This window comes from Lysobacter sp. Soil_C_15 (assembly GCF_057657315.1).
In genome coordinates, this window is record NZ_JBDGIR010000004.1 from 239081 (window position 1) to 250726 (window position 11646).

An 11646-nucleotide genomic window follows, 5' to 3' on the forward strand; every position below is an offset into this window, starting at 1 on the left:
GACGGGGCATTTGCGGCCAGCCCGGCGCGTCCGTGCCGACGCCGGCGCGCGGGCTCAGGCCAGGCGGGCGCCGCGCGCGGCCAGCAGCTCGCGCAGGACCGAACGGTGGCAGCGCGATTCGTCCTGGCAATAGCAGCCTACGGAAAGATCGCTGTCGCGCGACATCGCCGCCAACAATGCCAGCGCATGCGCGGCGTCGGGCGCGGCCATCTCCGCCTTGTACCGGCGCACGAAGGCGTTCCACTGCGCCGGGGTGTCCGCCGTCTGGCCCTGCTTCATGGCCTCCAGGCTCGGCGCCAGGTTCGGGAACCAGACGTCGTACCAGTCGCCGGAGGCGAACTCGCTTTTGGGCACGCCGCGCGGCGGCCGCCGCACGGTGCCGATGCGCAGGCCCTCGCCGGGCTGGCGCGGACTGCCGAGTCTGACGATGCGCAGCGCCATCGGGCTCTCCTGGGACCGGGAGCGGGCGACGACCGGGCCTGGGCCGGCCGCGCGCCGCCTAGGCACGATAGCCGGGCGCGACGGCAGCGGTCACCGGTCCGGCCCGCTCCGGCGCCGGGAGCGCCGCGGCGCGCCCGGCGGCCGCGCAAACGAAAACGCCCCGGCCGGGCCGGGGCGTCGAAGGGGCGCCGGGAACGGGGCGCGACGGGACAGCGCGGCCCGCAGCCGGCCTGGCGCCTCAGCGGTCGCCTTCTTCCTCGGGCTCGACGCCGCGGTCGCCGGACTTCTGGCGCTTTTCGGCCTCGGCCTTTTTCTTGGCTTCCGCCTTCTTCGCGTCTTCGGCCTTCTTGGCTTCTTCGGCCTTCTTGTCGGCCTGCGGGTCCTGCTGCGCGAACGCGCTCGGCGCGACCAGGGCCAGCAATGCGGCGGCGATGACGGTGGGGAGCAGCAGCTTGCGGATCTTCATGGGGTGACTCCGTACGAATGGGGAGCGGCCGGTTCGGGAGCGGCGCCCGCGGCGCCCCGGCTCCCAGGCCGGCCGGTCTTCGCGCCGCGTCCGTGCAGCGTCGGGCGAACCCTAGTCGGGCCTGCCTCGCCAGGACCTGAACGCCCAGGACCTGAACGCCAGGACCTGAACGCCAGGACCTGAACGCCAGGACCTGAACGGCCCAGACCAGAACGGCCAGCGCCGGGACCCACGCCGGCGCGGCCGGGTCGCCCCTCACAATGGGGCCGCGAGCGGCCGCGTTCAAGCGGCCCGGCCCAGCCGCGGGCCGGGGCCGGACGGCGGCTCAATAGCGCGAGCTGAACATCGCCGTGACCGAATTCATCGCCTGGCGCCAGCGCGCCAGCAAGGCCTCGTCGGCGCGCTCGTCGTATTCGCGGATCGCCAGCAACAGGCTGTTGATCCAGTACGGATACAACTCCGGCGGCACCGGGGTGCGGCCTTGGCGCGAATGCACGTCGGCCATCTGCTCGCAGGTGCGCTTGACCACCGCGCTGCCGGCGGCATGGAAGATCGCCACGCTGATCCCGCGGCGCAGGGCCAGGCGCTGCTTCTGGAAGTCGGTGCGCTCGAACATCGGCGCCACCTCGGGGTGGCTGGCCATGAAGATCTCGTAGAACCGCTCGATGAAGCCTTTGCGGATGAGGCAGCGGCCGTAGCTCTGCTGCAGATCGAAGTATTGGTCCTGGGCGGACACCCTGCCCTCCTGTGGCGAGAAAGAAACGGCGCGCAGGATCGCAGCGCCGGCGCCGGCCCGGCTTGCGCCAGATCAACCTGCGGGCGCGCCGGCGCCGGCTCGGTCGCCGCGGCGTGGCGCCGGTCTCAACCGGCGAGACGGCGGCGGGCGTGAATGTCGCCCGCGGCCGGTGCGGCTTGACCCGGCTGGCGCCGGTCGCCATGCTCGCTGCGCCCCGCGCCGGGCCCCGCCGATGCGCGGCCGTCACCGGCCGATGGCAAGATGGCCGCGGCCGCCGCCCGACCCGCTCCGCCGGCGCCCGCGCGCCGTCCGCAGCGCCGGCCCGGACGCCACTCCTTACTACCGATGCAGGTTTCATGAGCAGTCGTTACAACGCCGCAGACATCGAAGTCCTTTCCGGCCTGGACCCGGTCAAGCGCCGGCCCGGCATGTACACCGACACCGCGCGCCCCAACCACCTGGCGCAGGAAGTCATCGACAACGCCGTCGACGAAGCGCTGGCCGGCCACGCCCGCAGCATCGAGGTGACCCTGTACGCCGACGGCAGCTGCGAGGTCGGCGACGACGGCCGCGGCATGCCGGTCGACATCCACCCGGAGGAGAAAGTCCCCGGCGTGGAGCTGATCCTGACCCGCCTGCACGCCGGCGGTAAGTTCAGCAACAAGAACTACACCTTCTCCGGCGGCCTGCACGGCGTCGGCGTCAGCGTGGTCAACGCCCTGTCCAAGCTGGTGGAAGTGCACATCAAGCGCGAGGGCAGCGAATACCGCATGACCTTCCGCGACGGCGACCGCGCCACGCCGCTGGAGGTGGTCGGCTCGGTCGGCAAGAAGAACACCGGCACCCGGGTACGCTTCTGGCCGGACCCGAAGTACTTCGACACGCCCAAGTTCAACCTGCGCGCGATCAAGCACGTGCTGCGCGCCAAGGCGGTGCTGTGCCCGGGCCTGAACGTCAAGCTGTTCGACGAGGCCAGCGGCGAGCGCCTGGAGTGGTACTACGAGGACGGCCTGCGCGATTACCTGTCCGGCGAACTGCGCGAAGGCCAGGCCCAGCGCGAACTGCTGCCGCCGGACCTGTTCGTCGGCCAGCTCAAGAAGGACACCGAAGTCGTCGACTGGGCGGTGGCCTGGGCGCCGGACGGCGAGCTGGTCCAGGAAAGCTACGTCAACCTGATCCCGACCGCCCAGCACGGCACCCACGTCAACGGCCTGCGTACCGGCTTCACCGACGCGCTGCGCGAGTTCTGCGACTTCCGCAACCTGCTGCCGCGCGGGGTCAAGCTGGCCCCGGAAGACGTCTGGGACCGGGTCGCCTTCGTGCTCAGCATCAAGATGACCGACCCGCAGTTCAGCGGCCAGACCAAGGAGCGGCTGTCCTCGCGTCAGGCCGCCGGCTTCGTCGAGGGCGCCGCCCACGACGCCTTCTCGCTGTGGCTGAACCAGCACACCGAACTGGGCGAGAAGATCGCCCAGCTGGCGATCGAGCGCGCCGCCGCGCGCCTGAAGACCGAAAAGCAGATCGTCCGCAAGAAGGTCACCCAGGGCCCCGCCCTGCCCGGCAAGCTGGCCGACTGCACCTCGCAGGACCTCTCGCGCACCGAGCTGTTCCTGGTCGAAGGCGACTCCGCCGGCGGCAGCGCGCGGCAGGCCCGCGACAAGGATTTCCAGGCGATCCTGCCGCTGCGCGGCAAGATCCTGAACACCTGGGAAGTCGCCTCCGGCAGCGTGCTCGGCTCGCAGGAAGTGCACGATCTGGCGGTCGCGATCGGCTGCGACCCGGGCAAGGAAGACATCTCCGGCCTGCGCTACGGCAAGGTGGTGATCCTGGCCGACGCCGACTCCGACGGCCTGCACATCGCCACCCTGCTCAGCGCCCTGTTCCTGCGCCACTTCCCGTCGCTGGTCGCGGCCGGCCACATCTTCGTGGCGATGCCGCCGCTGTTCCGCGTCGACGTGGGCAAGCAGGTGTTCTATGCGCTGGACGAAGAGGAAAAGCGGATCCTGCTGGAGAAGATCGAACGCGAAAAGGGCGACCGCAAGAAGGGCCTCAGCGGCGCGGTCAACGTCACCCGCTTCAAGGGCCTGGGCGAGATGAACGCGTCGCAGCTGCGCGAATCGACCATCCACCCCGACACCCGCCGGCTGGTCCAGCTGACCGTCGACGACAACTCGCAGACCCATTCGCTGATGGACATGCTGCTGGCCAAGAAGCGCGCCGGCGACCGCAAGCAATGGCTGGAGACCAAGGGCGACCTGGCCACGCTGGAGGTCTGAGGTCCGCCCGCGGGCTTCGGCCCGCCGCGAAGACGCAGGCGCCGCCTCCGGGCGGCGCTTCGTTTTTGCAACATCCCTGCGGTCCGACGCTCACGCCGCCGTGCCGGCGGATGCGGCATGCTGGACGCGTCGGTATCGGTCAGCAGATCGATATGGACGCAAGCTGCCGCATCGCCCGCCGCGCCGCGCGCGGGCCCCGCCGCGGAGGACCTCGTCATGGCCGTTGAGCGCCTGCACATCCCGTTGCGCATGCCCGCGCACATGCACCTGCCGCCCGCGGCGCAAACCCGGTTGTTCGGAATCCTGGCCTGGTGCGCGCTGCTGCTGGGCCCGTTGCTGTCGTGGATGCTGGTGTTCGCCTTCACCAGCGCCGAGCAGTGCGGCAGTTGGGACCTGCGCTGCACCGGCCAGGCCATCCTGTGCACCGCCGCCTGCTGGCTGTTCGGCAGCCTGTCGGCGATCGCGGCCTTGTTCCGCCACGAACCGCACGACACCGCGGTGCCGGCGCTGGGGCTGAATCTGGTCGCGCTGGCGGGGCTGATCGGCGCGATCGTGCTGATTTCGAAATTCAACTGACCGACTGGGGGCAGCCGGCCGGCGGCGCCGCGCCGCCGCGGCTCAAGCCGCCGCCGCGGCGCTGAGCGCGCGCCGCAGCAAGGGCGCGAACGCGGCCGGGCGGCAGCGGCCCAGCCTCGCCTTCGGCGTGCCGTGCCAGCGCGCGCATTCGTCGATCGCCGCAGCGATGTCGGCGGCCAGGCGTTCGCTGGGCTCGACGCCGTCTTCCAGGTACAAGGCCTTGACCTCGAACTCGCCGGCGGCGCGATGCGCCTTGGCGTCCAGGCGCCCGACCAGCCGCCCGCCGGCCAGGATCGGCAGGACGAAGTAACCGTAGCGGCGCTTGGGCTCGGGGACGTAGCACTCCAGGGTGTAGTCGAAGCCGAACAGCTCGCTGGCGCGCTCGCGGTCCCAGACCACCGGATCGAACGGCGACAGCAGCGTGGCTCGGGTCGCGCGCAGGCGCCCGGCCGCGGCCTGCGCCAGCAAGGGCGCGTGCGCCGGATGCACGTAGCCCGGCGCGCTCCAGCCCTGCACTTCGACCCGCAGCAACTCGCCTTGCGCGACCAGCGCGTCGAGATCGGCGTCGCGCAGGCGCGGCTTGATCCGGAAGTAGTCGGCGATCCAGCGCGCCTGGGCGACGCCCAGCGCCTGCACCGAGCGCAGCACGGTGTCGCGGCGCACCGCCTCGGGGGCGATCCGCGCGGTATCCCAGTCCGCCACGGCGGCGCCGGCCACGCGTTCGGCCAGGTCGTAGACGCGGTGGAAGTTCTCGCGCCGCGCGACCATCAGCTCGCCCAGGGCGAAACCGGCCTCGAGCCAGCGCTTCTCGTCTTTCCAGCCCCACCAGCCGCCGCCGGCGTCCTCGCGTTCGAAGTCGGAGGACTTGACCGGGCCGAGCTCGCGGATGTGCTGCAGCAGACGCTCGATTTGCGCGCCGTTTCTGTCGCGGTGGCTGCGCGCGTTGCGGATCGCCCAATGGTGCTCGCGCTGCGGCAGCGCGTTGCGGTGCAGGATGTAGTCGCGCATCGAGGCGAAGCAGGCCTCGTGAGCCCAGACCTCGAAGATCGCGCGCTCGGCCAGCAGTTCCTCCAGCCAGCGCTGCGGGTAATCGCCCAGGCGCGAGAACAGCACCAGGTAGGGGCTGCGCGCGACCACGTGGATGGTGTCGATCTGCAGCAACTGCATGCGTTCGATCGCCGCCACCAGGTCGGCCTTGCGCGCGCGCCGGCGCGGCCGCGCCAGCAGTCCCTGCGCGGCCAGGTGCAGCGCGCGCGCCTGCGCCGGGCGCAGCGGCGCCGTCGGCGTCATGTCCACCGGCCCGAGCCCGTGCGCCGCGCCGCGGCGGTCATGCCGCCTGGGAGTCCAGCGCGACGCGCAGCAGGGCCTCCAGCAGCGGCTGCAGACGCGCGGCCTTGGCTTGGTCGTAGGCGAAGCTGTCCTCGTCCATGTAGTTGCGCTGGCTCAGCTCCAACTGCACCGCCTGCACGCCGATCTCCGGATCGCCGTAATGGCGGGTGATGTAGCCGCCCTTGAAACGGCCGTTGGCGACCCAGTCGTAGTCGGTCTGCGCGCCCAGCGCGCGTTCCAGGCCGGCCTGCAGTTCGGGCAGGCAGCTCTTGCCGGCGGCGGTGCCGAGATTGAGGTCGGGCAAGCGGCCTTCGAACAGGAACGGCAGTTCGCCGCGGATCGAATGGCCTTCCCACAGCACCGCGCGGCCGTGCTCGCCGCGGATGCGGTCGAGTTCGGCGACCAGGGTGTCGTGGTAGGGGCGCCAGTACCGCTCGACCCGTTCGGCGACCTCCTCCGGCTGCGGCGCCTGGCCTTCCAGGTACACCGCCTCGCCGCTGAACTGCACCGCCGGGCACAGCCCGGTGGTGTTATGGCCCGGGTACAGCGAGGTGTCGTCCGGCGGCCGGTTCAGGTCGACCACGTAGCGCGAGTAGTGCGGCACCAGGATCGAGGCGCCGAGTCCGCGCGCGAACGCGTACAGGCGCGAGACGTGCCAGTCGGTGTCCGGCGCGCGGCGCGCGGACTCGACCATGCGCGCGGCGATCGGCTCGGGAATGCGCGAGCCGTCGTGCGGCAGGCTGATCAGCAGCGGCGCCGTGCCGCGGTGCAACTGGAACACAGGCTCGGTCGGCGGCGGTACGGGAACGGCGTTCATGCGATGGCGTTCAGTCTGCGGCGCCGGACTGCAGGTGCCGGCGGAAGAAGGCCATGGTACTGCGATGCACCTGCAGCCAGGTCGCATGGCGCAGGAAGAAGTGATCCTCGTCCGGCAGGACCAGGGTCTCGACCGGAGCGCCGCGCGCGCGCAGGCGTTCGACCAGTTCCACGCTCTGGCCGAACTTCACCGCCCGGTCGTCGTCGCCGTGGATCAGCAGCGCCGGGGAACGCCAGCTGTCCACGTGCGCCATCGGCGAGGACTGCCAGGCCAGTTCCAGTTCGTCCGGCCGCAGCCCCCACAGGCCGCTGTTGTCGCCGCCCTTGGCGCTTTCGCGCCAGTCGTGGACGCCGTGGCGGTCGGCTCCGGCCGCGAACAGGTCGGAATCGCGCGCCAGCGCCGAGGCGGTCAGGAAGCCGCCGTAGGAGCCGCCGTAGATGCCGATCCGGCGCGGGTCGACGTCGGCGCGCTTGGCCAGGTAGGCGTGCGCGGCCAGCACGTCCTGGTACTCGCTGGCGCCGCGCGGGCCCTGCTTGGCGGCGCGGCGGAAGGCCTGGCCGTAGTTGGTGCCGGCGCGGAAGTTCAGCGCCAATACGACGAACCCCTGGCTCGCCAGCCACTGATTGTTGGCGTAATCGGCGTAGTAGTAGCTGCCGTAGTGCCAGCCCGGCAGCATCTGCCGGATCGGCCCGCCGTGCACGTAGACCAGCGCCGCGCGCTTGCCCTTGAAGCTCGCCGGCGGCTCGAACACGGTCGCATGCGAGACCACGCCGTCGCTGGCGCGCAGGGTGATCGTGCTGGGCTCGACCAGGCGGTCGATCGGGAACCGCGCCGGCAACTGCGCGGGGAAGATCCGCCGCGGCTCGCCGCCTTGGCGCGGCACCAATGCGATCGCGGTCGGGCGGCGCGCGTCGGCGTGGCGGAACGCGAGCCATTGGCCGCCGGCGACCGCGACCGGCTCGGTGGCGATCTCGCGTTTGCCGGTCAACAACGTCTGCGCCTCGCCCTTGGCGTCGACCGCGAACAGTTGGCGGTAATCCAGGTCGGCGCAGTTGCCGCTGAAGAAGAACTTGCCGTCCTCGGCCAGGACGCTGGTTTCCACCTCGCATTCGCCGCGGCTCAGCGCGACCGGCTCGCCGCCGTCGGGCGACAGCGCGTACCAGTGCAGCCAGCCGCTCTGTTCGGAACTGAACACCAGGCGGTTGTCGCGGCTCCACTGCAGCGCATCGGGCTCGGCGAACTGGGCGTAGCCGCCGGCGGTGTCGTTGGAGCGGAACACGCGCCTGGCCTGGCCGGTGGCGACCTCGGCGACCCAGATCTCGAACGGATTGGCGCCGGTCAGGTCGAAGGTCTCGCCGTTGCGCGCCGCGGCGGTGCGCAGGAAGGCGATCCGGCGGCCGTCCGGCGACCAGGCCGGTTGGCTGTCGCGATTGAAGTCCGCGCCCATCCAGCGCACCGTGCGCGCGGCCAGGTCGAGCACGCCGACGAAGCTGTGGTCGCCGCGGCCGCTGACGAAGCTCAGCGACTTGCCGTCGGGCGAAAATCCGGCGCTGCCGTTGCCGCCGCGGGTCCTGATCAGGTCGCTCTTGCACCACGCCGGCGCCTGGATGCCGGGCAAGGCATGGCAGGCCAGCGCCGAGCCTTGCACCAGCAGCGCATCGCCCTGCGGCGCGAACTGCATGCCGCGGCCGGCAGCGATGCGTTGCGGCGGGCTCGAGCCGTCGCTGGCCACCACCCACACCGCCTGTTCCTGGCCGTCGGGGTCGCTGGTCGGGTTGCTGTTGTGGCCGGCCGCATCCGGGCCGCTGCCGCGCACGTAAGCCAGCCAGCGGCCGTCGGCGCTGAACTGCAAGGGGCCGATCGCCTGGCCGTCGTCTTCTGCATAGGAGGTCAGGCGCTTGGGCGCGAAAGCCGGCGCGCGCGCGGTCCACACGTTGCGCACGCCCTGCTCGTTCGATACCCAGGCCAGCACCGGCGCGTCGCTGGCGCCGACCAACTGGTCCGGCCGCGGCACGCTGAGCAAATCGGCGATGTCCATCGCCGGTGACGCCGCCGCGGCGCTCGCCGGTGACGCCGCCGCGGCGCTCGCCGGCGGCGCCGCCGCGGCGCTCGCCGCGATGCCCATCATGCCGGCTACCGCGCCGGCCAGAATCCAATGACGTTGCTTGTGCTTCATCGCTGCCCCGGTTCGGATCGCGCGCGTGGCCGGCGCCGGCGCGGCGGGCGTCGCCGGGCTAGCGCATCAACACCACTTCTTCGGCGCTGGTGGGATGGATGGCGACCGTGTCGCGCAGGTCGTCCAGGGTGATGCCGCGTTTGAGCGCTACCGCGAAGCCCTGCAGGATTTCGTCGGCCCCCTCGCCCAACAGATGGATGCCGACCACGCGGCGCTCCTGGCCGACGCAGATCAGCTTGAACAGGCTGCGCTGCGGCGACTCGGCCAGGGCGTACAGCATCGGCCGAAAGCCGGCGCGATAGATGTGCAGATTGTCACCATGTCGATGGTCACCGTAGCGTTCCCGCGCCTCGTCCTCGCTGAGTCCGACCTTGCCGATCGGCGGATGCGAGAACACCACGCTGGGAATGTCCTCGCGGCTCAGGCGTCCGTCGCGGCCGCCGAACACGCGGTCCATCAGCCGCCGCGCGGCGGCGATCGCGACCGGGGTCAGCTGCGGGTCGGCGGTGACGTCGCCGACCGCGTCGATGCCGGCGACGCTGGTGGCGTTGAGTTCGTCGATCGCGATGTAGCCGCGCGCGTCCAGCGCCACCCCGGCGCGCTCCAGGCCGAGGCCGGCGGTGTTGGGCCCGCGCCCGGTGGCGAACACCACCTGGTCGAAAGGCTCGCTGAGCGAACCGTCGGCGCCGCGCAGCCGCACCCGGCCGGGCTCGCCTTCCAGGGCGGCGACGGCGTGGCCGAAATGCAGGCGCACTCCGTTCTGGCGATAGTCCTCGGCCAATTGCGCGGTCAGCTCGGCGTCGAAACCCTCGAGCAGGCGCGCGCCGCGCGCGAACAGCTCGACCTGGCTGCCCAGCGCCTGCAGCACCCCGGCCAGCTCGACCGCGATGTAGCCGGCGCCGACGATCGCGACCCGCGCCGGCGCCGCGCACCATTGGAAGAAATCGTCGGACACCGCGCCGAGCCCGGCGCCGGGAATGTCCGGACGCAGCGGCCGGCCGCCGGTCGCCAGCAGCAGCCGCGTCGCGCTCAGGCGCGCGCCGTTCTCGCATTCGACCGTGTTGGCGTCGACCAGCCGCGCGCGCATCGGCAGCACCGCGATGCCGGACGCGTCGAGGCGGCGCCGGTAGCTGTCGTGGATGTTGGCGATGTAGCGCTGGCGATGGACGATGAAGGTCGGCCAGTCCAGCGCGCAGGACCGCTGCGGATCGGCCTGCAGGCCGAAGCCCAGGCTCTGGGCCATGCGCAGCCTGGCGGCGATGTCGGCGGCCAGCCACATCGCCTTCTTCGGCACGCAGCCGACGTTGACGCAGGTGCCGCCGAGCGCGCCGGGTTCGAGCAGGGCGACCCGCGCGCCGTATTCGGCGGCACGGAACGCGCCGGCCAGGCCGCCGGAACCGCCGCCGATCACGATCAGGTCGTAGCGGCCGTCGGCTTGCTCGGAAGAACTCATGCGAAACGCTCCGGTCGATAGGGATGCGGATCGATCGCCGGCGCGCGGCCGGCGACCAGGTCGGCGATCAGCTGGCCGGTGCCGGCGCTCATGCTCACGCCCATCATGCCGTGGCCGGTCGCCAGCCACAGGCCGTCGCGGCCGGGCACGGCGCCGACGATCGGCACGTCATCGACGCTCATCGGCCGCCAACCGAACCAGCGCTCGCGCACCACCGGTCCGACCGGCTGGTGCAGGTATTCGGCCGCGCCGCGCTCCAGCGCCGCCAGGCGGCGCGGATTGAGGCTCTCGTCGTAGCCGGAGAATTCCATCGTGCTGCCGAGCCGGAAACCGCTGTCCCACATGGTCACGCAGACCTTGCGCTCGCGCAGCACCACCGGCCGGCGCGGCACCAGGGCCGGGCGGTCGTAGGTGATCGAATAGCCCTTGCCGGGCTGCATCGCGCGCGGCAGCGTGCGCAGGCCGATCAATTCGGACAGCTTCGGCGACCAGGCGCCGGTCGCCACCACCACCTGGCCGGCGCGCAGCGCGCCGCACGAGGTCGCGGCGCGGTAGTCCGCGCCGTCGCGCTGCAGTTCCTGCAATCGGCACTGTTCGATCAGTTCGCCGCCGCGCTCGCGCACCGTGCGCGCCAGTTCGGCGACGTAGCGGTCGGGGCGCAGCACGGCGTCGTGCTCGAAGCGGATCGCGCCGGCCACGCCGGGCTTGAACGCCGGGTCCTGGGCCTCGTAGCGGGCGCCGTCGATCACCTCCACCTGGATCCCGAACTCGCGCAGCAGGTCGAGCTCGAACTGGCCGCCTTCGAACGACTTGCGCTCGCGGAACACGTAGTCGACGCCGGCGTTGTCGAACTCGCAGACCAGGCCGTAGCGGCCGACCCAGTCCTCCAGGCGCGCGCGCGAGTCGTTGAGCAGGGCCGATTTGGCCTGCGCGCTGGCGCGCCAGTCGCGCTCGTTGCAGCGTCCGGCGAAGCGCAGCAACCAACCCCACAGCTGCAGATCGAGCTTGGGATGCACGTACAGCGGCGCGTCCGGGGTCAGCATCCAGCGCAGGGCCTGGGCGATCACGCCGGGCGCCGCCAGCGGCGTCGCATGGCTCGGGGTGATGGTGCCGCAATTGCCGTGCGAGCTGCCGCCGCCGATCCGGCCGGCGTCGATCACCCGCACGCTGCGTCCGGTTTCCAGCAGGGCCAGGGCGCAGGTCAGGCCGATCACGCCCGCGCCGACCACGATCACATCGCTGCGGCCGCGGTCCGCCCGCGCTTCCGCCTCAGCCACTTCTGCTTCGCCCATCTGCCCTTTCAGCCGTCCGGAGTCTGGTCGTGCGGCCGCGCGGCGTGCGCCGGCGGCCCCAGTGCCGTCGGGGAGCCGTGCGGC

General features: G+C 71.9%; 11 protein-coding genes. 3 read left to right on the forward strand and 8 right to left on the reverse strand.

Features of this window, described 5'->3' with window-relative positions:
- Positions 1 to 54: 54 nt before the first annotated feature.
- The 3 genes from AC3A57_RS11485 to AC3A57_RS11495 form a co-directional block, all read right to left on the reverse strand.
- On the reverse strand, positions 55 to 441 hold the full coding sequence (locus tag AC3A57_RS11485; RefSeq protein WP_487579045.1) for a DUF488 domain-containing protein: 387 nt from the start codon (positions 439 to 441) through the stop codon (positions 55 to 57).
- Between the two features lie 238 nt (positions 442 to 679).
- Positions 680 to 907: a hypothetical protein gene (locus AC3A57_RS11490; protein WP_221671764.1), complete on the reverse strand. Its 228-nt coding sequence runs from the start codon at positions 905 to 907 to the stop codon at positions 680 to 682.
- Between the two features lie 325 nt (positions 908 to 1232).
- Positions 1233 to 1643 (reverse strand): globin, encoded by a 411-nt coding sequence (locus AC3A57_RS11495; RefSeq protein ID WP_221671763.1) that lies wholly within the window; start codon positions 1641 to 1643, stop codon positions 1233 to 1235.
- 356 nt (positions 1644 to 1999) lie between these two features.
- Between AC3A57_RS11495 and parE the strand changes: the two genes are divergently transcribed.
- Positions 2000 to 3919, forward strand: a complete 1920-nt coding sequence (gene parE / locus AC3A57_RS11500; protein ID WP_487579046.1) for a DNA topoisomerase IV subunit B — start codon at positions 2000 to 2002, stop codon at positions 3917 to 3919.
- A 216-nt stretch (positions 3920 to 4135) separates the two neighbouring features.
- Positions 4136 to 4495 (forward strand): hypothetical protein, encoded by a 360-nt coding sequence (locus AC3A57_RS11505; RefSeq protein WP_487579047.1) that lies wholly within the window; start codon positions 4136 to 4138, stop codon positions 4493 to 4495.
- Positions 4496 to 4537: 42 nt separating this feature from the next.
- Here AC3A57_RS11505 and AC3A57_RS11510 read toward each other — a convergent pair whose 3' ends face one another.
- The 3 genes from AC3A57_RS11510 to AC3A57_RS11520 are packed head-to-tail and all read right to left on the reverse strand — an operon-like array spanning position 4538 to position 8679.
- Complete coding sequence (locus AC3A57_RS11510) at positions 4538 to 5785, reverse strand: winged helix-turn-helix domain-containing protein (protein ID WP_487579048.1); 1248 nt, start codon at positions 5783 to 5785, stop codon at positions 4538 to 4540.
- A gap of 37 nt (positions 5786 to 5822) precedes the next feature.
- Entirely contained in the window at positions 5823 to 6641 is an 819-nt protein-coding gene (hutG, locus tag AC3A57_RS11515) for an N-formylglutamate deformylase (RefSeq protein WP_487579049.1), read from the reverse strand.
- Between the two features lie 10 nt (positions 6642 to 6651).
- The gene (locus AC3A57_RS11520; RefSeq protein ID WP_487579050.1) at positions 6652 to 8679 is read right to left on the reverse strand and encodes a S9 family peptidase; all 2028 of its coding nucleotides are present in this window, start codon (positions 8677 to 8679) and stop codon (positions 6652 to 6654) included.
- Between AC3A57_RS11520 and AC3A57_RS11525 the strand changes: the two genes are divergently transcribed.
- A complete protein-coding gene (locus tag AC3A57_RS11525) occupies positions 8672 to 8800 on the forward strand; it encodes a hypothetical protein (RefSeq protein WP_487579051.1) in 129 nt (42 codons plus the stop codon). The two genes, AC3A57_RS11520 and AC3A57_RS11525, sit on opposite strands and share 8 nt — an antisense overlap.
- Positions 8801 to 8875: 75 nt before the next feature.
- Here the strand turns inward: AC3A57_RS11525 and gorA are convergent, their stop codons facing one another.
- Positions 8876 to 10270 carry a glutathione-disulfide reductase gene (gorA, locus tag AC3A57_RS11530; RefSeq protein ID WP_487579052.1) on the reverse strand — a complete coding sequence of 465 codons (1395 nt, stop codon included), beginning with the start codon at positions 10268 to 10270 and terminating at the stop codon, positions 8876 to 8878.
- A complete protein-coding gene (locus tag AC3A57_RS11535; RefSeq protein WP_487579053.1) occupies positions 10267 to 11562 on the reverse strand; it encodes an NAD(P)/FAD-dependent oxidoreductase in 1296 nt (431 codons plus the stop codon). Before AC3A57_RS11535 ends, gorA begins: the two co-directional genes overlap by 4 nt.
- Positions 11563 to 11646 lie beyond the last annotated feature (84 nt).